14 protein-coding genes, 3 pseudogenes and 1 riboswitch are annotated in these 25,048 nt (G+C 45.2%); of the genes and pseudogenes, 7 read left to right on the top strand and 10 right to left on the bottom strand.

Annotated elements, in window-relative coordinates; all coding sequences use genetic code 11:
- Nucleotides 1-28: 28 nt before the first annotated feature.
- The 4 genes and pseudogenes from QNM19_RS03070 to QNM19_RS03060 form a co-directional block, all read right to left on the bottom strand.
- Nucleotides 29-1,573, bottom strand: a complete 1,545-nt coding sequence (locus tag QNM19_RS03070) for an aldehyde dehydrogenase (NADP(+)) (protein ID WP_284026303.1) — start codon at nt 1,571-1,573, stop codon at nt 29-31.
- A 473-nt stretch (nt 1,574-2,046) separates the two neighbouring features.
- Nucleotides 2,047-2,244: pseudogene (locus tag QNM19_RS24470) on the bottom strand (DUF7710 domain-containing protein).
- Nucleotides 2,245-2,506: 262 nt separating this feature from the next.
- Nucleotides 2,507-2,827 (bottom strand): hypothetical protein, encoded by a 321-nt coding sequence (locus tag QNM19_RS03065; protein ID WP_049863289.1) that lies wholly within the window; start codon nt 2,825-2,827, stop codon nt 2,507-2,509.
- A gap of 370 nt (nt 2,828-3,197) precedes the next feature.
- On the bottom strand, nt 3,198-3,980 hold the full coding sequence (locus QNM19_RS03060; RefSeq protein ID WP_049863288.1) for a class I SAM-dependent methyltransferase: 783 nt from the start codon (nt 3,978-3,980) through the stop codon (nt 3,198-3,200).
- Between the two features lie 321 nt (nt 3,981-4,301).
- Here QNM19_RS03060 and QNM19_RS03055 point away from each other — a divergent pair, with 321 nt between their 5' ends.
- Nucleotides 4,302-5,120, top strand: a complete 819-nt coding sequence (locus QNM19_RS03055; RefSeq protein ID WP_284026302.1) for a hypothetical protein — start codon at nt 4,302-4,304, stop codon at nt 5,118-5,120.
- A gap of 112 nt (nt 5,121-5,232) precedes the next feature.
- Here the strand turns inward: QNM19_RS03055 and QNM19_RS03050 are convergent, their stop codons facing one another.
- A complete protein-coding gene (locus QNM19_RS03050; RefSeq protein WP_049863285.1) occupies nt 5,233-5,652 on the bottom strand; it encodes a hypothetical protein in 420 nt (139 codons plus the stop codon).
- A 466-nt stretch (nt 5,653-6,118) separates the two neighbouring features.
- Nucleotides 6,119-6,201, top strand: a riboswitch (cyclic di-GMP riboswitch).
- Nucleotides 6,202-6,432: 231 nt separating this feature from the next.
- On the opposite strand from QNM19_RS03050, the gene QNM19_RS03045 reads away from it, so the two are divergent.
- Genes QNM19_RS03045 through QNM19_RS03035 form a run of 3 tightly spaced genes read left to right on the top strand, consistent with a single transcriptional unit; the run spans nt 6,433 to nt 12,675 of the window.
- On the top strand, nt 6,433-8,235 hold the full coding sequence (locus tag QNM19_RS03045) for a cellulose binding domain-containing protein (RefSeq protein ID WP_049863284.1): 1,803 nt from the start codon (nt 6,433-6,435) through the stop codon (nt 8,233-8,235).
- A 12-nt stretch (nt 8,236-8,247) separates the two neighbouring features.
- Nucleotides 8,248-11,418 (top strand): DUF1592 domain-containing protein, encoded by a 3,171-nt coding sequence (locus QNM19_RS03040; RefSeq protein ID WP_284026301.1) that lies wholly within the window; start codon nt 8,248-8,250, stop codon nt 11,416-11,418.
- A gap of 30 nt (nt 11,419-11,448) precedes the next feature.
- Nucleotides 11,449-12,675: a DUF1552 domain-containing protein gene (locus QNM19_RS03035; protein ID WP_049864554.1), complete on the top strand. Its 1,227-nt coding sequence runs from the start codon at nt 11,449-11,451 to the stop codon at nt 12,673-12,675.
- Between the two features lie 310 nt (nt 12,676-12,985).
- Here QNM19_RS03035 and QNM19_RS03030 read toward each other — a convergent pair whose 3' ends face one another.
- The 3 genes and pseudogenes from QNM19_RS03030 to QNM19_RS03025 all read right to left on the bottom strand — a co-directional run bounded on the left by QNM19_RS03030 (nt 12,986) and on the right by QNM19_RS03025 (nt 14,526).
- The gene (locus tag QNM19_RS03030) at nt 12,986-13,774 is read right to left on the bottom strand and encodes a hypothetical protein (protein WP_049864555.1); all 789 of its coding nucleotides are present in this window, start codon (nt 13,772-13,774) and stop codon (nt 12,986-12,988) included.
- Nucleotides 13,775-14,080: 306 nt separating this feature from the next.
- A pseudogene (locus QNM19_RS24455) lies at nt 14,081-14,243 on the bottom strand (type II toxin-antitoxin system YoeB family toxin).
- A gap of 83 nt (nt 14,244-14,326) precedes the next feature.
- Nucleotides 14,327-14,526: pseudogene (locus QNM19_RS03025) on the bottom strand (type II toxin-antitoxin system Phd/YefM family antitoxin).
- Between the two features lie 500 nt (nt 14,527-15,026).
- Here QNM19_RS03025 and QNM19_RS03020 point away from each other — a divergent pair.
- On the top strand, nt 15,027-16,763 hold the full coding sequence (locus QNM19_RS03020; RefSeq protein ID WP_049864556.1) for a pentapeptide repeat-containing protein: 1,737 nt from the start codon (nt 15,027-15,029) through the stop codon (nt 16,761-16,763).
- Between the two features lie 34 nt (nt 16,764-16,797).
- On the opposite strand, the gene QNM19_RS03015 is transcribed toward QNM19_RS03020, so the two are convergent.
- Nucleotides 16,798-17,079, bottom strand: a complete 282-nt coding sequence (locus QNM19_RS03015; RefSeq protein WP_049864557.1) for a type II toxin-antitoxin system Phd/YefM family antitoxin — start codon at nt 17,077-17,079, stop codon at nt 16,798-16,800.
- Nucleotides 17,080-17,367: 288 nt separating this feature from the next.
- Here QNM19_RS03015 and QNM19_RS03010 point away from each other — a divergent pair, with 288 nt between their 5' ends.
- Nucleotides 17,368-21,621: an NACHT domain-containing protein gene (locus tag QNM19_RS03010; protein WP_049864558.1), complete on the top strand. Its 4,254-nt coding sequence runs from the start codon at nt 17,368-17,370 to the stop codon at nt 21,619-21,621.
- 315 nt (nt 21,622-21,936) lie between these two features.
- Here the strand turns inward: QNM19_RS03010 and QNM19_RS03005 are convergent, their stop codons facing one another.
- Complete coding sequence (locus QNM19_RS03005) at nt 21,937-22,110, bottom strand: hypothetical protein (RefSeq protein ID WP_197094290.1); 174 nt, start codon at nt 22,108-22,110, stop codon at nt 21,937-21,939.
- A 414-nt stretch (nt 22,111-22,524) separates the two neighbouring features.
- On the opposite strand from QNM19_RS03005, the gene QNM19_RS03000 reads away from it, so the two are divergent.
- Nucleotides 22,525-24,762, top strand: a complete 2,238-nt coding sequence (locus QNM19_RS03000) for an outer membrane protein assembly factor BamB family protein (RefSeq protein WP_049864559.1) — start codon at nt 22,525-22,527, stop codon at nt 24,760-24,762.
- Nucleotides 24,763-25,048: the final 286 nt, after the last annotated feature.

Below are 25,048 nucleotides of genomic sequence, written 5' to 3'. Positions count from 1 at the left end.
ATATCCTATTGAGTTTCTACATTGATTGTTATTGGTCTGCTGTCGCGCTGGTTAGCACAACAGGCAAATAATCGACGGGCATTGACTGAAAGCACACAGGCCGCATAAAACGCTCAATGGCACGACTTCCGACTGAGGTGGTTGCCGCCATTGTGCTACTGGGGTAAGGGCCACCATGTTGCATCGCAGGGCTGATTTCGACTCCTGTGGCAAATCCATTGAACACCAGTCGGCCCACTTTCAGGGAGAGCGCATCCACTAATTGCGCTACCTGCTGACGGTCCTCTGTATCAGGCTCTGAAAAAACAGAGCTGGCGAGATGCCCCCGAAGGCTCTTGGCCACCTCTAGCTGCTCGGCAAAATCCTGGCATATCACAATCAGGGTGGATGGCCCGAACACCTCATGTTCCAGTTCGGGGTTACTCAGGTAGTCTTGTGCTGAAACGCTAAACAGAGCAATGTGTGCCTGACTTTGCGCGTTTTCGGCCACCCTTCCAACGGCCAATGTATTCAGCTCACTGCGAGACTGACGTTGTTTGGTCGCTCTGCGATATGCTGAACAAATATGAGGAGTGAGCATTGTCTGCTTCGCCTGTGAGGGAATAGCAGCGGCTAAGCTGGTTAGCAAAGTATCTAGGTGCTCGCTCTTTTGTAGTACCAGGATCCCCGGGCTGGTACAAAACTGCCCGGCTCCTTGCGTCATTGAACTTAAAAATGCCTGAGCAAAAGCATCAACCCCATTGGCAAATGTGCTGTCAAAAACAAACACCGGATTGGTAGACCCCAGCTCTCCAAAGAAAGGGATCGGTTCTGGCCGCTGGCTGACGATATCGAATAAAGCCCGGCCCCCTTGAATTGACCCGGTAAACCCAACGGCTTTAACGGCCGGATTTGTCACCAGCGCAACCCCTGCTTCATGGTCTTTTGACTGTAATAGAGAAAAAACACAGGGCGGAATATCCAGGTGCTTTAACGCGCTTAAAATACAGTCAGCAACCATTTCCGACGTGCCCGGATGAGCCGGATGGGCCTTTACGATTACGCTACACCCTGCTGCCAATGCGGATGCTGTGTCTCCACCTGCTACAGAAAAGGCCAGAGGAAAATTGCTGGCACTGAATACTACAACAGGACCCAATGGCACCGAGCTTAGTTGTAAATCAGGATGTGAGGTGACATCCGAAGATGCTGAACACGCTCGTCGCCAGTTCCCCTCCATGAGCAAGCTGGCAAAGTGCAAAAGTTGCTTTTTCGTGCGATCAATCTCTCCATTTACCCTGGCGGTTGGCAACCCCGTTTCTCGTACACAGCGAGCAACTAAGGGTGTCCGGATGTATTCCAGCTGTTGCGCAATATTTGTCAGCAGTTCACTACGACGATGGTCGCTCAGCTGTCGTATCACCTCAAAGCCCCGCTCCGCAGCTTGAACTGCCAGATTAACTTCTGCCGCCTCAGCAGAGTGAAATTGTGGGGATATAAATTCATCCATTTGCGGCGCATAGGCCGAAAAACTTTCGCAGCTCTGTGCGCACCATTGCCCGTCGATCAAATGCTTGCCGGTTAACACTGACATTCTTCTATCCTGTATTTGTTTGTTCGCTGTCAAATACTCTAGGCAGAATACAGCCGTGCTGATAGTGATAGATATTTACAGGGCCAGTGAGCCAATCCTCATGCCTCGGGAAAGCCACAAGAGACGGGAGTTCGCCCCTCTTTCAGGTAAGGAAAATAAAATCAGACCGGTTTTAAGGGTAAGCATAAACTCATCGCTTACTCTTGCGTATTGGCATGCCCCTCATAGCCATAATTGGCGAAACCAGTTTTGGATAGTATTAATATCCAATAATTTGAACACGTCATCCATTGGAGTGCTGAATCTGTCGATAACGGTGCTAAGAATGCACATAAGGCTGTGCAACTCTGTTATACAGAGTGATATAAGTTCGAACCTTGCAGGCAATATGGTGATAGGAAAGCAATGACGTACTTGTGGTGCTTTACAAAAGAGAGTGCTCAAAAGCACCTTAAACCGACCTAAAATTTAACCTAAATACGCGCTCCATGTTTGTAATGATAATGCGCCTGGCTTGCGGTTGTGAACCCGCCAATGAAATCCGGCTGATTACTTTTTTCTATGGTTTTCTCAGGCTTGATATTGTGCATTTCATTGTCAATCGCTCAGTCAAAGACCCCCTGTTCAAGTGGATACTGAGTTAAAACACCCGACAGGCTGTTATTTTTTATCCACGCTTCAGCTCAACCAATTTCGCTGAATATACCATCAAGAAAACCAGAGTTACGCTTGTTGAATACCCAAACTGAACTCGTTTCTTTTGCCCGAAGTCAAAATCACATAATAACAGCATGAGTTAAGCGCAGCCGTTTGCCAGAGATAGTATGAATAACTATAAGGTATTGTGCATCAGCCCCTATTTTAGATATCCATAAATTATCAATCATACATAAGGTGCGGACACGCAACTCTGAGTGCCCGCCTCTGAGCACTTTACTGTGCAATCACTTCTTTAATGAGCGGATACCCATGTGTTGGCTGACACCCGTCAACATATATTTTTATTGGTTGACCCGTAGCATAGGCAGACAACAACAGAGAATATGTTTCTTTGAATAAGTTTTCATCTGCACTTAAAAATAAGTTCGTTCCCCTTGTACAACCACCCGAAACCATATGCTCATGAGTAAAGTAAATCCCATTTCTAGTTGGCTTTGGGTACACTTTTGTGACTTTTCCTGCCTGATTCCATTCTCCAGCCATCGAGCTAAAAGACGAAAAAGCCATTAATACCGTTGCTATTATTCTTTTCATTTTCAATGCTTCCTATCATTTTTTATGGTCATATATAAATAGAGCGGGTGCCAAAAATAGGTGAGTTATTCTGATGGAAATTTAACTAAAAGTAACGCACCTTCATAACACCAAAGTCAGTGCTGAAACCAGTAAACAGTTTGTGTCAGACTCTTTTTTGACACAAGGCTCTCATTTTGAGAGTGGTTAATATATCAATAAACAGACTATGCAAGTGAGCGTTTATTGTATGCTAAGCGGTTTATGTAGCAAGCACTTAAGTGCTTGTTTTTCCATTAAATCATGACCGTGAACTGATTGTATTGAAAAGCCAGGGAGCACAAACAGTATCACCAGCGTTAATCTAACCAAATAGGGTGATACCGTGCTTTTACACAAGCGCCCGGCTTTTGCTTGCTTTGATTGAATACAACATGGGCACTTGCTGACCTTGAATTAGCTTTTGATACCCCTGCTCTGGCACAAACTCCAACCCCTCAAAGCAATCATATGGGCTATACGGGTGCTCAGTAAGCGACTCGATATTCAAACCAGCTCCAATCAGAGCGTTAACCACATCACTGACCGAATGAGTCCAGGTCACGGTCGTGGCTTTGGTGCCATCGCAGTTTTCTGTGTAGGTTCCCTCTTCTTCAATATCAGGCGCACCATGAGGAAAATAAGCATAGCCAGCCAGCAGATCATTAAAGGGATGAAACTCAACCAGATGGAACACTCCGCCTGCCTTGAGTGCGCCAGCCACAGTCTTTGCCCATGCGGTTAAATCGGGCAACCAACACAGTACGCCGTAGGAGGTGAACACGATATCAAACTGACGTGTATTGCTTTGTCCAAAGTGGATCACATCACTTTCGATAAACTCTGCGTCGATATCAAGCGCATCTTTGAGGGCATTCGCCTGAGCGATGGCACTTTCTGACAGGTCCACACCTGTCACATTAGCCCCCAGACGCGCCCAGGATAATGTATCCTGACCAAAGTGACATTGCAGATGCAGTAAAGACTTGCCCTTTACTGGGCCCACCTGCGCCAGTTCAACCGGGTTCAGTGAACATTGCCCGGCCTTAAATCCGGCCACATCATAAAATTCAGATGCTACGTGTACCTGGGTTCTTTTATCCCAGGCTGACTTATTAATGCTTAAATAATCCATCGTCTTTCCATGCTTTTTTATGTACTTTCAGTTCAACTGACAGAGCACTGTAACTTGATGTGAAGCCAGAGACAAACCAGGCATGATAGCCACTACGCAGTTGCTCACGTCAGCACTACCACAGAGTTAACCTTGATAGTCGTTAACTAACAAATGAATACTTCTTATTGACAGGGCTACAAATTATGATAATTCTACACTAAGAATCTTTTTCAACCAGAAATTACCATGAAATACAGATGTTTACATGCCATGTTGTTGATGTTCTGTATGTCAGTAACCTGTGCGAGTGAGATACAAAGACCTGTTAACCTAAAACAGTTGCACCAGATCATTGAGCAGGCAGACAGGTTAGTAGTAAAAGATCCAATAAACGCACTGGTGCAATTTGAGTCCGAAAAAAGAGAAGACTTATCAGCTTTGAAAAACAGCCTGGTAATTGAACGCCCCGAAACAGAGCGACTCTGTTTATGCGTTGGTAACCCCGTAATCTATTTCTACAAAGGTGATAAAGAGCTAGGAGCTTTATCATATATTAACGGTGCCTATATTCGCTTCTCACACTGGAGCAGTGATGCTTCTGTAGTCGATACAGATAAATTGCTGACCTGGTTTGATGATCGCGGCATGCCGTGGCCACGACAGATGTTTGATACGCAAAGGAAAGAGCAAGTACAAAACCAGAAAAACGAGCAGCGCTGGCTTGCAGCAATGCCCTCGTCAATAAGAGCAGTCTGGACAGAGACCCTAACCCCTCATGGCACAAGAGATACACAGCGATTGATAGCTCCATTCACCGCGGCAATACCAGATAAACGCCTACAGGTCCTGACTTTACTAGAATGGTATGGTTCCGGCGCTGGACCTTGGTCAGGTTATCCATCCTATGAGGATGTTGCAAGGAAAATGCTGTTTGAATACTCAACGGCTAACATCATCTCAATCATTAACTCAACCCAGCTAAGTACAGCACAGACAGAAGGAGCTGCCAGGTTTTTTGGAGGTTGGGACTTTTCGCAAAAACGACCTGATGACCTGGAAAAAGTGCCTGATACACTCAAGGAACAATTATGGGAGCACGTATCATCAACAATGGATAAAGATAAACTTGCCAGGGCAAGGCGCACATTTAAAAAATGACAGTAACTCCTGTACGTTCACGTTCCTTGCAAAGATACTCATAGTATCGCCAAAGCCAGCTGAAAAATCTTTGCACTGGTGTCTGTTACTTACATTCTGATGCTAATTTGACCTACAACCCCAACCTGTTACAACGAGCTGATGTGACATGTAAGTTAGCTATTATATCGGCGAGGTTTTCACCAACCGTCAGGTCAATAATAATTTTATCCCCAGCGTCTAAGTATTTCTTTAGTACATCGTTCGAACAGACAAAGTTCAGCGTCTTTACTTTGTACTGGTTTTTCTTTTCTTCAAATAATGCGTCACTTCGGCTAAAGCCTTCAACGCCAATTTCTAATGAAGTCACGTCAGTTGATTCATAAAAAGAGAGTAACTTGGCTTTGTCTCCATCTTTAAGGAGCAATTTAGAAACATCCTCTTCAAGTCTGACATGTTCATTTTCACTCGTCGTTGCTTTGTATATTATTGAAAAAATCAGTCCCAATGCCACGACAAACACATGTAACAACTGTCTGCTTTTTTGCTTCAAAACATATCTCCAGAAAACCTGTTAATGATCATTTATCACCATCGCGTCTTAAATAAAACAGCGTACTTGTCAGTGACTGAGCACACCTCACTCACTGCTTGACCAAATATTAGCCATAAAACTAGTCAGAACCGACCTCGTGCGTCTAACGAAACATCCCCAATAAAAACACTTTACCAGAATCATCCATTCAATCTGTAGAAAAGATGTCCATTAATCACAAACAAAAAATATACCAAAACCAAATCAAATTCAGGACACATTCCCTGCCCCTTTGCACAATTGAGCCACATTGTGCACATTTCAAAAATTGAGCATAAATCATTAAATTTTAAGGACTTCATAATGAGTGAGAACAAAATTCAAACAGCCTTTTGGCCTTAATTCAGGTGAAATGTGCAAATAATGTGAAAGTTGCAGTGTGGGCTTTGTGATTATTGCAATTTTGGGCTACCTTCCTCAGACAGGCTTAAAATAGCAAACCTTTCGAAAGGGAGGGACGCAAAGCTTCCGGTCTAAGGTGCGTACTAAGATAGCGGGGTTGCTGAATGCCAATGAGTATAAATGAAGCGTAATGTGCATACTGTTGTTTTGTATGCGCATTGCGAAGCATATTGGTATTCACGCCAATGGCATGAGCTGTCATACCGCCCTCTTTTGGTCTCTCCTCATACCTGAACTTGCTCTTGCTATTGCAGCCTGTTAGCTCTGGTCAACGCCTAACCCGCGAAGAGCAGCAGGGAATTAACATGTCAAATGGCAATGTTTCGGGGAACTTTCATGAGACAACGTAAATACAACACCAGGCAGCACCGGTTTTTAAAAACCAGTCTCTGCTTACTGGCTTTGGGGCACTCCATACACGGCTTGGCTGCGCAATGCGAGTTCAAAGTGAAGAACGAATGGCAAAGCGGTTATACCGCAGAAGTCACCGTGTATAACAACACCGATGTCGCTATTGATGGCTGGTCAGTCGGATTAGAGTTTAATCAGGGTGAGTCCATCAATAACGCATGGCGCGCTCAACTAGGCGGTAGCAACCCCTATCAATTTGAGAACCTCAGCTGGAATCGCAAGATTAATCCAAATTCATCCAAGACTTTTGGCTTCAACGTACAGAAAAGTGCCGGGCAAAGCGCAGTTACACCTAGCTTATCCGGCATTTGTGAGAGCGGCGGGCAGGATGACAATAACGAAATTAGTGTTGCCATTACGGCGTCTGACACTCAGGCCACGGCACCTGCAACTATCCAGTTCAGCAGTGAAATAGCCAACTCGACATCAGACAACGTGAGCTATCTGTGGGACTTTGGTAACGGCCAAAACTCAGATGAAATGAACCCACAACATACTTTTGAGCAGCCGGGTGATTACCAGGTGTCATTAACCATCAACGACGGCACCAATGACTACCAGGCGACACCAATCACACTCTCAATTGAAGAAGCTCAGCCAGAATCAGCACACTGTCTGTTCGAAGTGGAACAAGAGTGGATCTCCGGCTTTCGCGGCAAGGTCACTATCACCAATACGGAGAGCGTAGCCATTTCAGGCTGGAAAGTGCTGATGGAATTTGCCGACAACACTAAACTGTCTGGCGTCTGGCATGGCAATCACAGCGGCAATAATCCGTATGAGATTGTGAACGAGAACTACAACGGCACCATCAACCCGGGTCAGAGTTTAAACTTTGGTTTCAATGCCCAAAAGGCACAAGAAAATGACGCGCCAACAACGCCTTCACTGGGCGGTTTATGTTCGGTAGACGGCAATATTAATCGTGCCCCCTCGGCCATTGCATCAGCGTCAGTAACAAGCGGCCAGCGCCCTTTAACGGTGAACTTTGATGGCAGTGACTCGTCCGATCCAGACGGGGATGCCTTAACGTACAGCTGGGATTTTGGTAACGGTAATACATCAAGCGAGCCAAACCCTGCTTATGTTTTCGATCAAACAGGCACATTTACGGTCAAACTATCGGTCAATGACGGGGTCAATACCACGGTCAGCCAGCCCATCAGCATTCAGGTCGCAGAGCCGGATGTGGCACCCATCACCGGACCATTTGAGTTAAACCCACAAAGCTCCAGCCTCTACTTTGTCTCCACCAAAAAGCAGCATGTGGTTGAAGCACACACCTTTGAAAACCTCAGCGGCAGTATTTCTACGCAAGGGGCTGCAAGGCTCACTTTGGATCTGACCAGCGTCAATACGGGTAACGATACCCGGGATGGCAGAATGAAGGAACACCTATTCGATACCAGCTTGTTCCCTGAAGCCGAAGTGCTGCTTGCGGTTGATTATGCAGCCCTGGCCGCCATGCCTATCGGTAGCACCGAGAAACAGACCGTCACCGCCACAGTAAACCTTACAGGCGTGATAGCCGAAGTTACTGCAGACGTGGCAGTTCGCCGCCTTACGCACACTAAAGTCATGGTGCAAAGCCTTAAGCCGGTTGTACTGGACGCCACAGACTTTGGCCTGGATCCAGGCATAGAAACACTGAGAACACTGGCGAATTTATCTGTGATCAGTTACGCGGTTCCCGTGAGCTTTAACTTAGTGTTTGAAGCGCAGGAATAGGAGGGAAAGAAGATGATATTTAATAACTTAACACGATTCTCTACCTTTACTCGTGCCTGCTCAACGGCGCCAGCTATCGCTAAGTTTGCCGTTTGCATGAGTTTAATCGCGAGTGCGCAGTTTGCTCAGGCAGCACAGTGTTCATTTACCATTCCGGATAACTGGAACAATGGGTTTAAAACCGAGATAGTCATTGCAAATGACTCAGATCAGAGCATTAACGACTGGTCCCTCGAACTCACCTGGAACCCGGGCATATCCCTGCAAAATGGCTGGAATGGCAATTTCGACTGTAACGACACTGGGTGTACCATCACCACGCAGGGTCATACCGTCCATGCAAATCAGTCATTTGGGCTGGGCTTTGTTGCCAGTAAAAATGGCCTGAGCGAAGACGTTGCCATCACCCTTAATGGCGATGTATGTAGCAACTCAGGCCCGACTACGCCCCCGGATGCTGTTACAGAAACGGGCTTGTGGGCGCTGGACAGTACTGAGTCTTCACTAAGCTATGTATCGGTCAAAAAAGACCATATAGCAGAGCTGAACCAGTTTGTATCGCAAGATAATGCAACCCCTGCGTTGTCGGGCAGTATTGATGCCGATGGGCGCGTACTCCTGGCAGTCGATTTGAATAGCGTGTCTACCGGTGTGGATATCAGAAACAGCCGAGTCATGGACTTACTGTTTGAAACAGAATTACTGCCAACGGCGTACTTCAATACTCAGATTGACCCTGCGCTATTGAGCACGCTGGAAGTGGGCAATCCGACGGTTCAAACCGTTACAGGTGAGATGAGCCTGCATGGCGTAAACCAAGAGATGAGCCTGGATGTGTTAGTCGTGAAGCTGGCAACTGGCCATGTTAACGTCAGTACGCTTACGCCGATGATCATCGACAGTAAAGCCTTTGATATGGACTATGGTATTGAGGCGTTGCGAGTAGTCGCCAACCTGAGTGGCATTGGTGAGACCGTACCGGTTTACTTTAACCTGACGTTTTTATCAGCCGAGCAAAACGGTTTTGAGCCTGTTGATATGGCCGCTAAACCGGCTGCACCTTCGGAGCTGAGCGCCAGTGTCCTATCGGCCGAAGCTCAGGCGCAATTAAGCTGGTACGACAACAGCAATAACGAAACCAATTATCTGGTGCGTTTAAAATCGCTTGATGGCCGCTGGCACACCACCGCAACGCTTGCCTCTAACGCCAGTTATTACGAGTCGGGTTTACCGGAATCAGGCGAGTTTGATTACAAGGTGATTGCGCTGAACAACTCAGTGCCCTCCCAGCCGAGTAATATTGCACGCGTCACAGTCACAGAAACCGACCCCATTGCCCGCGGCATGGAACTGTACAAAACCAACTGTGCCGGTTGTCATGGTTCTGAAGGCGGCGGTCTGGGTTCATTCCCTGCGCTTAATACCGAACGTGATGTACAGGCCATGATTGATGTGATCACCGCGACTATGCCTTATGGCGCGCCGGGCGCCTGTGATGAGCAATGTGCCACGGATATCGCGGATTACCTGCAAACCCTGTGGCCTGCGCCATTAACCTGTGATGTGGGTGTCGCGCCTGTGGCATACGGTGCTAGACAACTGAAAATACTGACCCAAACCGAATATCAAAACACAGTGGAAGACTTACTGGGTGTTGATTTCGCAGTATCAGACGGCTTATCGCCGGATTCTCAGGTGGGCTTTTTCATCAACAATACCCATGCCACTGTGCAGCCTTCTAACTACAGCAACTACCTGCTGGTCGCTGAAGAAGTCGCACAATGGGTGGCTGAGAATGGCTACTCGCCTGCTTTAAGTTGTGCAGCCATTAATGAAGACTGTGCCAACCGTTTGATTGATGAGTTAGCACCGCAGATATTCCGCCGTCCGCTAACACAGGATGAGGCAGACAGTTACCGACTGATCGCAACAGGCTTTTTCAACAATAACGACGTTGAAGCGGGCATGCAGTTAGCGCTGGAAGGCTTGCTGTCTTCGCCGCAGTTTATCTACCGCCATGAATTAGGTGAAGCGAACCCGGATAACTCAGAGCTGGATTACGATGCCTTTGAACTGACCTCATGGGAAATGGCCACCTTCCTGTCTTATACCTTTACCGGATCAACGCCAGATCAGCTTCTGTGGCAAGCCGCTGAACGTGATGAGCTGCGTGATGAAGCTCATATCATTGCCCATGCAAACCGCCTGGCAGAACAAGCCAAGCCGGTATTGGGTGACTTTGTAGGCAGCTGGTTAGGCACGGGCAGTTTAGAGGTCGCCAGTAAAGATCAGGACCACTATCCGGGCTTTGCCAATCTGGTACCTGCCATGAAGGCGGAGATCAACGAAACCTTCTCCTACATCATGACTCAGCCGGACGAAAAATTTGGCTCGCTATATACCGCCAACTTCACGTTCGTCAATCAGTTGCTGGCCAACCACTACAATATTCCTGGCGTATCGGGTGATGACCTGCAAAAAGTAGAGACCACACAGCGTGGTGGCATCTTGGCTAATGGTGCGTTTATGTCGCGCTGGGCAGAAGTAGACGAGTCGCACCCTATCTTACGCTCGGTCAGAGTGCGCCGTCGTATGTTATGTCAGGAGCAGCCCGATCCGCCAGCGGGTACCTTTGAAGCCAGAGAGCAAAGGCTTGCCGAGCTGTCTGACTTGTTACAAGACCCGACGACCACCAACCGACTCAAGTACCACAGCTTAACGGAAGGTCAGCCTTGTTCAAGTTGCCACGAAAAGTACATCAACCCGATGGGCTTTGGTATGGAAGACTTTGATGCCGTGGGCAATATCCGCAATCAAGACAATAACGGTAATGTGATCGACGCATCGGGCACTCTTTATGCTCCTGAGAAGTATGCGCAGGTCAGTGACTTTGTGCCATTCAACGGTACTAAACAATTAGGTGCTGTGATAGCCGACCTTTCTTCTGCGCAAAGCTGCTTACCACAGCAAATGTTCCGCTACGTGATAGGTGTGGGTCATGACTCTATCGACCCGTCTAATGAAGAAGACAAGCGCCTGTCTCAGACAGAGCAGGTCGGTTATATGTGTGAAATCGACACACTGACCAACACCATGATGCAGGAAAGCCCGAGAGCCATGCTGGAGAAATTTGGTTCACTCAAGTCGGTGCGTTATCGCAAAGCCTGGTCCAGAAGCGAGTAATGCGGGTCACAACATTAAGAGGTTAGTAACATGAAAAAAGAGCATTTAAATAACATGGCGATATCGCGCCGCAGCTTATTAAAAATGTTTATGGCGTCGGGTATTTCGACTGCCCTGATCCGCACATCACCGCTGGTATCAGGACTGCTTTACGCACGACATGCCGATGCGATGGACGCCGGGCTGCCCAATAAAACCGTGTCCATTTATATCCCGGGCGGGTCTATCTCCTCGCTTTGGAACCCCACCGGCAGTGGTGAATCCATGCAGCTGGGCGTTATGTCGGCAGGCTACGAGCCAGTCAAAACCGAATGTAACTTTATGGTCAATATGGCCCACTCCAATGCAGGTCATGGCCGTATGCCAGTGCTGCTCGCCCAAAACTGGGGCGGTGACAGTTACGATGTAACTATGGGTAATGCACTGGGCCCGAACCTGCCATTTCGCTATCTGAACTTAGGCGTTCACAGTAATGGTCAGGGCCATTTAACCAAAGACAACCGTAATCATTTGCCGTTCCAGGAAAACCCCTTCACCGTATATAAAATGGTGTTTGGCGGCGCCCAGGGCAGCAACAGTAAAACGCCTATCATGAATGCGCATATGTCGGCAGCCAATGCGATTAAGAACAGGCTCGCAGGCTACGAAATACAGCGCATGAATGATCACCTGGATGCCATTGCAGACACCCAGCGACGTTTGGATGAGCTCTCTGGCGGCACCTCCTGTGGCATTGCCCCCGATGACACAGAGTTCCCATTGACCTTTGATACCTTCAGCCAGCAGGCACGACTGCAAGCAGACATTGCCGTGGCAGCTTTGCAGTGTAACCTGACCAGCTCAGTATCACTGGCCTTTGGTAACCACCAGTCAGAGTTCCGTATTCCTGAACTAAACTTCCAGGGGCACTATCACAACGCCATTCACGGTGGCAGTAACGGCCAGCCAAACTACCCGTACTACACCGAAATGCGCAGCCACCTGGGCAGCCTGAGCGCCTATTTGATCCAAAAACTCAAAGCAGCCGGCATCTTAGACAGCACAGTGGTACTAGAAACCACCGACATGGGCCATGCAGACAAACACTCTGCCAACCCCTGTGCCTATCTAATCGCCGGCGGCGGCGCCCGTATCAACCGAGGCGTAGTCAGCGACATCGGTTCTGGCTACAACCAGCACGATGTGCTGCACACCGCAGCCAAGGCGTGTGGCGTAGACCTTGGATTTGGTAAGGAAATTCCGGGGGTGATTGTTTAGGTGATTGTTTTGGTTTTTGTTTTGATAACTGCTATTTAGTGAGTAGTTTTGGTTTATAGATAATCAGGACAGCAAAGCCCCTTTTTAGGGGCTTTTTTTGTGGGTATTGATACCGAAGTGTGGCAAACCACCATCGCTTTATACCAATTTGCTTAATTAAGTGTTCTATTTTGAGGCGAGAAAATAGGTTCGATAACTAGGCAAAAATTTTGCTATTTAGTTGTTCTAAATGAGAAATCTTTAACGCCGTTAGCGTCTTATTTGCTCCTTCAAATAGAACAGGCATTAAGTGAAATTGGTATTGCTCACACTACATTCTCGTCGCTCCGGACAGTCGACTATAAGGCATGTCGTGGTAAACAGACACTAGTTCCTTAAATAAAGATGACAAGGCTCCTGCATCAAGGTCAGCTTGTTTGCTAGACACTATGATCTTGAGATATCGGGGCTCCTCATTTTCATTCTGTGGCTTGAGGATATCTTCATAGAGTAATACTAGCTTTGCATTGTCTTTGTACTTCATAAATTTAAATCGAGACTTAGATGTTTTAGACCCTAGTTCACTGTTTTTGAAAATCCCTCGGGAATAATAAGAGCCATCGACAGTTAGCGATTTATTTAGCAAACTGTCTATCGAAGATAGTTGCAGTCCTTGTAAATCAGATAAATTAAGGCGGCTTCCTCGACTTGCTTGTTCATATTCATAGCTCATTTCATAGCCAGCTACATCAATTGCATCATCCTCATAGCTGATCTCAACCCGTAACTCTGTGTTTTGAGAGCCAAATCTTAACAACCCTTTCTCATTTTTCTTGAAGTCACCTGCCAGATAATAAACATATTGCCCCATTGGAGTAACTTCCCAAAAAAGGCCATCATAAACAGCAACCTCTTTGTCATGTGGTTTAAAGTCACCGTAAACCGGAATTTTACCCAGTGACGTGATATAACTGACAGGCTTAATATCGTGAAAACTCAGGCTTGCCAGATGCTCTGTCGGTTTAACACCAACTTTTACAAAACTCGCTTTTGAGCTGTGTTCCGTGGAATTGCACGCGGAGAGAAATAAGATGAACGAAAAAATAGTTATTAAACGCAAAGTATATATCCTGTAGATTTCCTGACGATGCACGTACTAAAGTAAACACACTCCTAGAGACTGGAATTAGAACAATCATGCGTCGACTAGATTTTATTTATTAACAGCAGGAATTTATCACTATATCAATATGGGAACAAGCCTCCTTTAATCACGTTCAGAGCCTGTGGTATATGACTTTTTGGAGTACCCCGCACCTAAAGACGACCTGAATAAGAGTAGGTACAACTTGAGTTAATATCCACGCTGCTCCCAAATGCCGAACTTAGCTATTGACACCATAGCCTCTTGTTAGTCGCCCGACGATTAAAGCCTGTTTGTGTCATTAATTCGTGAAGACCAGAAGCCAGTAAAACTCTCTTTTAGTGGCTCAGGGTTACCTTGCCCTCATCAAATGACGAACGTTTAACATCGTTTTTCAGATCATTGATATATTCCATGTTTTCTTGGTCTGGTTTTGCCAGTACAAATAGCCACCCGAGGCATCGTCAGGCCAGCAAACGCTGGCTACTACCCATCAATTAGCTCTCTTTCTGTTGTTTTGCCAGCACGTTACTGCAATATGGAATGACTTAAATGCTCCGCATTTTTGGACGAAAGAAGCAAATTAACTGTTTCGACAAGGCTATTGTAAAATAACTACTGCATCTCCCGATTCACGGCGAGTAATGATGATTGTGTAATCATCTAACGACATCGTCTAAAACCGCTTTGAGACTATTTCTGGCTCCTGTAAAAGATACGACTCTCACAAAGATCCCACATGTACAGTTAATGGAACAATTGAAATCTCGCGACTGTAACTTGTATAGGTAACTTGACATGTGGGATTGGTGGTGGAGCTAACGGCTCCATCAGCCACTTCTGAGTGTGGTCGGCTGGATTTACTTGTCACAGGTCAGATTTTAATTCAGACAGTTACTTTTTTACTGATAACGAACTGGCCGACACTCACCCCAAATTAGTGTGCAGAAGAAGCGATAGGTTCAACCTAGACGCACACCAGTTTTAGGTGGATGTCAACATAACTATGGCTAAAAACCATTCAATTCTGGCCACCCCCGCTAATCAGCGTAAGCACTACCAAAATGCGATTGATATCTGTTAATAGGCACAGACTGGCTAGGCTATTCAAATAGCCAATATTATTCATGGCATTAGGTTGCAGCAAGGTATAGGGGAGCAAAATTGACCTCTGATAAAAAGGGACGTAAATTATGCCGACCAACGCTACCAAGAACCGACACACACTATGGCACGTGATGACAACAAGACAGTCTTAGAAGGCCAGGCCGCAATTGACCTTTGGCGCAAAGGCCCTGACGTCTGGAATACTTGGGTAGACGAGAACCCAATTGCTGATGTGGATTTTCATTGTGTGGATTTTACTATGTACAGTGCGGTTTCGTTTGAACATTATAAGTTTCCTATAGGAGTCGTTGATTTCTCCTATTCTCGATTTGGCAAGGGGGATATTAGCTTCCATAGTGTTCAATTTGATGAGGGTAAAGTTGACTTCTCCAACACTAATTTTGAAGACGGTAATGTTGACTTCTCACATTCGCACTTTGGAAAAGGTAATGTTGACTTCTATGGTGCGCGATTTGGAGAAGGTAACGTTTATTTCCTATGTGTCAATTTCGGTGAAGGTAACACAGATTTTTCCAAAGCTCGATTTGGAAAGGGTGACCTCGACTTCTATCATGCACAATTTGGAAATGGTGATGTAACCTTCTCGGCTACCCACTTTAATGACGGTACAGTTGACTTCAGTGGTGTACATTTTGAACGAGGGGACGTTAGCTTCAATGGTACCCAGTTTGGAGAGGGTGACATTTTCTTTTGCGACTCCAAATTTGGAGAGGGTTACGTTGATTACTGTGGTGTCCAATTTGGAAAAGGTATAGTTGATTTCAGTGGTGTCCAATTTGGAAACGGTTATGTTAACTTCTCACACACAAAATTTGGACAGGGTAACGTTGATTTTAGCAGTGCCTTATTTGGAAAAGGCCATGTCGATTTCTACGGCGCGCAATTTGCGGAGGGGGACGTTAGCTTCTACAACGTCCAATTTGGTGACGGTGACGTCAACTTTTCTGATACTCAATATGGTGTAGGAAATGTTTATTTCCGTTACACACTATTTGGTAAGGGGGTGGTTAACTTCAGCGCAATAAATACATCAGGGCAGTTCCATTTTTCCGATGTTAGAGGCGCTACACTAATAAAGTCCCTATCCTTCAAATTTACAACTTTTGATGGTCCCGTCAGTCTAGATAATAATAACTTCGACTGTATCCCTGATTTCACAAATACCAAGCTCTCACACCAACTTAGCTTGAGCCACTTTATTGTTAAACCCAAAATGATCAGCAAGGGGAAGATCTTATCCAAACTCATGTTGCGCGTTCAAAAGGTTTGGTTTGGCTCACAGTTCACTTACTCAAGAAAAAAGCGAACGCTAAAATTATCCAAAAAGTTGCCCTGGCTATGTAAAGTCGCAGCCGCAGACAAGCAAGACATAGATCGCATTCGACGTTTGAAGGAACTAGCGGAAACAAATAAACACCATAAACTCGCTTTAGATTTACATGTCGAGGAAATGAAATGTAGTAGATGGATTGAAACCACGTCCAAAAGAGCTCTATTCGTTGAGTTCCTTTTCGATAAATTCGGCGACTACGGGCGCAGCATACAAAGACCCTTCACAGGGTTAGCTATGATAGGTGCTCTGTGCTCACCGATTTACTATTTTAGCCGCACCGAAGAAGCAGCAACAATAACAGACGCACTATACTACTCTTTCGCACAAATGTTACATTTGATACCCAGCTCAAGGGCTAGCCGGACAGAATTTGTGAGTCGCCTTTTTGAAAGTACAGACAAAATTCCCGATCATGTTTTTTTACTTTCATGGTTTCAGTCGCTTACATCAATAGCATTGGTCTTTCTGATTGGCTTGGCATTACGCAATAGATTCAGGATATAGGGATACCGAGTTTTTGAAGGAGACCAGGCAACGTTCATTTCCTGATACGGCTTAGCACTTGGGTACGCGCATCCTCGTTTGACACGCCAAGACCTAAAGCCAACTGGGCCTCAGCTGCAAGCATTTCTTCCAGTAGTTCAATTTTCTCTTGTATTGCTTCGTACTCAGCTACATCAAGCACAACGGCAACACCTATACCGCGCTGTGTGATTAACAGTGGACGACGCGTCTCGTTGATTTGCTTGATATAGGATGCAACACCAGCACGAAACTCAGAAAGCGGCTGAATATCTTTATCCAGATGAATACGATTCATAACGAACCTTAAAAAGTACAAAATAACGTACAAATAATATAATAGCTCATCTAATGATGATGAGTAAGAAGTTGGGTGTGTTGTAACTTTTGGGTGGATGTCTACATAACTTCGAACTTATTGGTCATTTGCAGAAAAGCAATTGTATTTTCAGGTAAGTAGCTTCAGCCTCATACTTAGTGCCTTAGAAGGGGCTAGGCTAGCTCATCCATTGACTCTGCTTAACTTCTGCACGAAACTGAACTCGTTGTATTTTGGTGATTAAAAGTAACCAGGCTAAGGATCGTGATGGCAAGTTATATAGAATTAAACCGAAAGTTTTCTGCGGTTGTTGAAAAAGAAGGTGATAATGAACAGGGCTTCTTGAGTTGGGCTTTGGGAGACTCAAGTCATCAAACATGGAAGGATGTTCTTAGAAAGTACCGTTGTGTGCTGCTTGCTGAAGCAGGTGCAGGTAAGTCAGAAGAGTTTGAGCAGCAAGCATCCATCCTTGATAAAAAAGGGCTCCCTGCATTTTTTATTCGTATTGAGGACATTGACAGCGAATTTGAAGATGCGTTCGAAGTGGGCACCTCTGAACAATTTAATGATTGGCTTGAAAGTGAGGAAGAAGCTTGGTTCTTTTTAGACTCGGTAGATGAAGCAAGGCTGGCTAGTCCTGCGGCTTTTAGAAAGGCCATTACAAAATTTGCTAGGCGGATAACTTGTGCAAAGCACAGAGCTCATGTGTTTATTTCAAGTAGGCCTTATTCATGGCAGCCAGTCGAAGACCGTAAGTTGATGGACAAGCATTTATTTTTACCAGAGGCTAAAGATACAGACTCGGAAGAAGAAAGCACAGAGAACAAAGGCACATTGGAAGTGCTGATATTAAGACCGCTGGATGTCGAACAGGTAGAGACATACTGTCATTCCCGTAATGTGGAAAATGTTGGTGAGCTAATAAATGAAATACAAAGGCTAGGCTTATGGAGCCTAGCTGAAAGGCCTTTTGATCTTGAAACCATAATAGGTAAATGGAAAGACGATAATGAACTGGGTAGTCGTTTAGAGTTACTCAGGCACAACATTAAAGAAAAACTCACTGATAAACACTCTACCGACAGATCAACCGTACAAGTTTTAGACTTAAAACGAGCGCAAGAAGGCGCTCGCAGTCTCGCCGCTGCCGCAGTACTAACGGGCAAAGCGGGAATGCTGATTCCCGGGGCTTCATCTAGTTCAAAGGGGGTCTGTGCAAAAGAGGTGCTTAATGACTGGCCGCCTTCTGATGTTCAATCGCTACTAGAGCTTGGCATATTTAACGATGTAGTTTACGAAACAGTTAGGTTCCGGCACAGAGACATCAAAGAGTTGTTAGCAGCTGAATGGTTTGAAACTTTGTTGCAATCAGGGGCGAATAAATACTCGGTTGAGGGTCTATTTTTCAAAGAGTTGTACGGTGAAAAAATCATCACCCCGAGGCTTCGTCCTGTTTTGACTTGGTTGCTGCTCTTTGACGATGGTTTTCGTCAGCAAGCTGAGTCTATAGCTCCAGAAGTAGCTGTTGAAGGTGGTGATCCAGCGATATTGCCATTACCTATAAGAGTGCGGCTACTCCGTAGTATCGTACAAAAAATTGTAGATGATGAATATGACCGCGGTGCAAGAGATAACACTGCTATAGCTCGTATAGCGACACCAGATCTATCCCCTGTAGCAATTGAACTTATACAACAATACAAAGAAAACGACGATGCTATTTTCTACTTAGGCCGTCTAGCTTGGCAGGGAAAAATGGTCAAAACACTAAGCTTGCTTGAAGGCATTGTGCTTAACAGTCATCGTGGGATCTACGCAAGAAGAGCTGCTCTAAGGGCTATTATTACCTTAGGCAAACCAAGCTTTTATTTGAACATCTGGGAACGACTAAACCAAGGGGAAGAAGACTTTCCGCAACAGTTACTGTTAGAGTTTTTGGAACACCTCTCAGCTAATGCTATTGATGAACAACAATTGCTAACTTCATTGGAGAAGCTTGAAGACTGTAAGAAAAAGTACATGTATTTAAGTGTTCGCCGGGCTTTGACCAATTTCATAAAAATACTATCTGTTCAAGATGACTTAAATACTATTTGTTACTTATTAGAAGGTTTAATTAGACTGATAACTCAAGAACCTTATGAGACACAGCATGATTCTAAACTTTCACAAAAGTACTCTTGGTTAGCCAGCAACACGGCACAGTTAATAGCAAAAGTTATAACAGCACGTAACCCAGTCGCTTTGAGTAATAATGTTGTATCCACACTTATCATGCTGCCAACTGCGAAATATTCTAGGCAAGCTGATTTCAATGACTATAAAGAAAATTTGCGGAATATCGTACCTGAATGGCCAGAGCTTAATGACACTTTGTACTGGGCAAGTGTTGATCAGGCTCGAACAAAGCTAAAAGCAAAAAATGAATCACTAAAAGATGACTGGGAGATCAGATGGAATACTCGCTTTTGGTTCTTTGATCATACCTCATACAAGCGATTGATACCTGCCATTAATGCATCAGAAATTGAGGATAACCAGTTAGTTGCACTTAGTACGGTAATTCATGTCTATCAGGATGGTGATAAGCCGCAAAGTATTTTGAACGACTTAAAAATGGCAGTGACAGGTAATGACTTGTTACAAGGGGTGTTGCAACGGAAACTCGGTCCCACTGCTTCCCCCAAAAGTAAGCACCAAATACGCCGTGAAGAAACTGAAAAACGAGAGCGAAAAGTGGATGAGTTTGAAAGAAAACAAAGACAAGGGTGGATAAAGGCGTTACAGGCTAACCCTAGTAGGGTTAACAGCGTCGAAGGAAAGCTCACTGATGACGTATTGGATCTTTTTCGGGAACTTCAAGATGATAATTATAGCTTCGATATTTCGTGTGGTGCTCAATGGAAAGGTCTAATTCCTGAGTTTGGCGAATCTGTTGCTACTGAGTATAAACGAGCCATTTTGGCATTCTGGAGACACTATGATGTTGCTCTACAGTCAGAAAGCAATGAGTATGATAGCACAAGACCAGCTGCGCTGAGCGTCGCCATGGCAGGCTTAGAGGTTGAATATCGTGAGGTATCATCATTTCCTCTTAACCTTTCATCAACTGAGCTAGAACAAGCTCTCAGGTACTTGGCGAAAGAGTTACATGGGTTTTCGGCTTGGTTTGAATCGTTGTACAAGGCTTTTCCAACAGATACGCTAGAAGCTGTAATTACAGAACTTAAATGGGAACTGGAATACACTGGAGCTAGAGAGTCCGTACATTATATCCTGTATAACTTACTGCACTACGCTCCTTGGATTCACAAGGCACTGACGCCATTTGTATTTGACTGGCTCATGGACAACCCAGATAAGGTTAGCAAGTTCCCTGAGTACTGTGTACAGATAATTATCCGAGGTCAGATAGGAGCCGAGTGTCTAATAGAGCTCGCTCAGCGAGAGATTGGTAGAGAGCTCTCGATTGAGCTTAAAGCAAGATGGTTTGCCTTATGGGTAGATTGTCATTCTAAGGAAGCAATACCCGCTTTTAAAGAATGGCTGGGACGCTTAGCCAAAGAGAGTGCTAAAAGTGCAGCTGAAGTTTTTGTTGTTGAGTTAGTCGGTGGTCTTGGCTGCTGTGAGTCATATAAGACTCCGGAATATCTAAAAAACTTGTATATCTTGATTCATAAGTATGTTCATTCGGCAGATGACATTGATAGAACAGATGGTGGCGTGTACAGCCCGGCCTTACGTGACGATGCGCAAGATGCCCGCAGCCGCTTGTTTAGTTTATTAGCTGAAATACCTGGTAAAGCTGCATACGTGGCTTTAAGGGAGCTGGAAAGTGAACACCCAGAGCCGGGATATCGCCCTTGGATGGCAAAAATGGCTTATAAACGAGCTGAGTCTGATGCGGATATTGCCCCGTGGAATGCTGAACAAGTGGTTCTGTTTGAACACAAACAATTAATAACACCCAAGACCCATAGACAATTATTTGAGTTAGGTGTCCAACAATTGAATAGTTTAAAAGCTTGGCTAGAAAATGGGAATGATAGTCCTTGGGAGACATGGCAAAAAGCCAAAGTTGAGAATGAGTTGCGAAATCTCATTGCTGGCTGGCTAAATCAAAATAGTCAAAGACAATATTCTGTACCGCAAGAATTTGAGCTGGCCAACGGGCAACGAATGGATATTGGATTTCAAAGTAACTATATAAGCTTCCCTGTACCCATTGAGCTCAAGCTGTTAGATAAGAGGTGGTCAGGCAATGACTTATGTGAAAGGCTGAGAAATCAGCTGGTTGGTGATTATCTACGAGCCGATGGTGCATCATGTGGGATCATGTTGCTTGTTGCGGCAGATACTTACAAAAAGTGGATAATTAATGGTAAGTCAACAACGCTTCAAGATTTGCGAGGTGCATTGAAAGGTTACTGGGATAAAATAGCGTGCAATTACCCCGACGTTGACGCCGTGGAGGTGATAGTTATTGACCTATCCATAAGAGGTAAGGTCAGTGACTCTTAGTAAATTTAAATACTGCAACAGGAGTCAATGAGCTTGCTTGGCAGTTAAGTGATACGAAGGCCTTGTAGTTGCCCAGAAAACAAGTGACACGCCCCCAACATTGACTGCCCTAGGATACTGCGATTTCATAGCTTAATGGATCCCGGCTCGCAAGTGTCCGGGATGACAGAGATGGGCACCAGCTTTAAAGGCACCGAATTCGAAAGAGAAGTTCGGCCGTGTCAGCTTTGACCGCCAGGCTGGTGCTCATTCAAACACTGTTTCGCTTTGATTTTCGTCCTACCTAATAAAGACGCACTAAACCTTTACGCACCATCATGCCCCAAATCCCAATTGCGTTACTTTGCTCAAAACCTGCTGATAGCGAATGTCTGCGCAGCTGCCAAACCCGGCGCGTTGTCTGAATTTGGAAGAGGTTGCTAAAGGCGAGGTCATGCCGGTTAGGAATCGGGTCAGTATTGCGGAGCTTGGTGTAATGCCAATTTGCATCAAATGCTGTTTTAACGCTGTTAAGTCGCTTCGTAATGTGTCGTCCGACGGAAATTCGGCCTGTTTTGACTGGGCTAATTGTGCAATCTGGCCTCGGCATGCTGAGCAGTGCCCGCATTGTTGACACGTTTAACTTGAATGTACACCCACTTTTAGAAGGGTGGCAGGTGCCTCACGTGACTGTGAGTTTGTAAGTTCAACTGCAAAAGGGTACCACGGTGCCTTAAGTCAGAAGAGAAACAAGCCCTACTCAATTAGTACATTAACCCTGCGTAATACAATGTAATAACTCCCCGCTCTGTTTATTCATATATTGGACTGTAATTCTGAGCGCAAGCAAGGGCTGGTGTACTTGATAAATCAGCTTTGCTTTGAGCGCTCCCTCCACCTGTAAAATGAACCGAGGGAAATAAAATGAACATACAAAATTCGAAACTTTCGTTACCAACCATCGAGTCTTTAACAGCTGAAAATACGTTAAACCTTCCAAATACAGAGTGGAATTATCAAGTCAGCGACACTACTGGCAACATGAGCATGATTAACAATGATCAACATATCTACATTGGTGCCAACGGCTGTATTTATAAATTAGATGCCGAAACGGGGAGCTTACTCGAAACTAACAACCTGCCAGCCCCCCATAATGATAACGTTATGATGGCTATTTCTGAGAATGGAAAGTCACTCTACGCAGGCACCGCAGGCTACGTTATTGGTATTGATACTGATAACTTTGGTCAGTCAATGTGGCACAAGAGAATTGAGAAAAGCAACAAAAATGTATCGCTAGTATGCCACGGTGACAGAGTATATGCGGCCTGCCATGGATATGCCTATCTGTTGGATGCCACTACCGGGAATAATATCTCAACCAACAAGCTCAAGGGCGCAGGCTTCCACGACTGTTGCTTAGCCTTAAGTGAAGATGGTGACACACTTTATGTGGGCACTGATGGCTACGTCTATCGTATCGCCACTAATCACTTCTCAAAACAGACCTGGCGCAAAACAGTTAACAGCTCATCTGATATCGTTAGCCTATTACTGAAAAATGAAATTCTATATGCCGCCTGTCACAATCATGCGTATAAATTAAATGCGAATACGGGCGATGAACTGAGCCACCTAAATATTTCAGATGCGCACAGCAAACCGCTCAGCTTAGCGATTACACCTGATGGCAAACGGCTATTTATCGGCGTGAGTGGCGATGTTATCAGCGTTCAAACTGATACATTTTCAACCATTGACTGGCGTACCAGCCTGACCTCAGAACAAGAGGCAGTCTCATTTTTGGTAGATGGTGACATAGTGAATACAGGCTGTATCGGCTATCTATTGCAACTCGATATCAAGACTGGCCAGATCATATTCAAAAGGAACTTCCCAGGCATAGGTAAACACGCTGTGGCAATGACTAAAAATGAAGCAGCAAGTCACCTTTACTTTGCTTCAGGGGGCTATGTGATTGCAATGAATCCTATTCAGTTGCTCAACGCGGGTTGGGATTTCATCTTGGCTGAAAAGCTCATACCAATGAACAAACAACTTCGAGCACTCTATGATGCGCAAAAGCTTCCACATCAGCTGGCTGGTGTTGAACTGGGCTGCCCTCAGGTAACAACTGCGGACACTCATAACCAGCAGCAACTGACTTTTTCAATTTCCGTCAAAGGCACGATTAAAAAACTATTTACCATTCATGGCAGCATTACTGCATCCATTGATTTAAACCAGGTAAAAGCAGAGCTAATCAATCAAAGCGACAATGAACACACGCTACAAATCAACTTTGCTGACCAAGTAATCAGTGACATTGATTTATCTCAGCTGGACGTTAAGTTCTTAGAAAAACCAATCGATATTGAACAGCAGCATAATCATATTACTGAGCTGCTCAACCAAGCCATAGGGCAACTCGGTTCTATTGAGTTTCCACTCAATATAGCTCTGCCTGTAAGCTCAGAACAGAGCAAGGTCGGCCTGGCCTATGTCTATAATCGAGCGCATAAAGAAGACAGCTTCGTAGCCCTAATGATCGGCGATGATGATACCGAGCCCAAAAGCCCATTATCGGTAAATAACATCCCCCAGGCCTCAGCGTGTGAAGTTTCGATTATCATTTCAAATCTAACCATTATGAAATATATAGAAAAATCACTGTACCAAGTATTGGAGCAACAAGAGTTATTCGTTGGTAGTCATTTTATGAGCTTAGATACTCATGTTTATCCCGCACTGGTGAGTAACAACGAAACTTCAAAAGAGTCCGAATATGCCTGTGGCGCAGCTGTAAAAATCGAAAAAGGTCAACTAAACAGCCAATTCTCACCCAATGGCCAATTAGTTACCCATTTAAACTTACGCTACAAAGAAATCATTATAAAGGTCAGCCACACTTATCACATTACCCTCAAGATTGGTTTTAGTGAACAAAATGGTGAGCTACACCTTTCTTTTGACAATAGTTATGACAGCTGTAGTGGCGGTACAACTTGCAGCTACATAAAAGATGCGGTGAAAAAAGCATTGAATGAATTTCACGACTTATTCAGCGACGGATTCAACATCACGGTACCGGCGATTGAGGTTCAAGAAGTGCAATCACCAGGCTATATCCAGATTTCAGGCACATTCAAAGGCGCATAACTTAAACCCACAGCGGTGAACTGTGAGCACTCGCAAACAGGCATAAAAGGTTGATAATTAAGCGAGTGCTCGTACCATTTTTACGTCAATTGAGAATGGGTGTCGTCGTAATTTTTCTGGGGCCTTTCACAGCGCGGTAGGCCAAAAGCATGCATTGACGGATAACTGTGAGCATCTGCACAAAAGACGGCGAGTGAGCCAGGTCCTGTGTGATCGATTACAAGGTTAAACCCACTCTTTGTTATCAAGCGCTTTGCCTGGAAACCCAGCAAAAATTCGCATAGCA

The organism is Pseudoalteromonas ardens, assembly GCF_030125445.1.
Lineage (GTDB): Bacteria > Pseudomonadota > Gammaproteobacteria > Enterobacterales > Alteromonadaceae > Pseudoalteromonas > Pseudoalteromonas ardens.
Note: the sequence above shows the minus strand (reverse complement) of the source record. Positions and strands in the feature narration are given on the sequence as shown.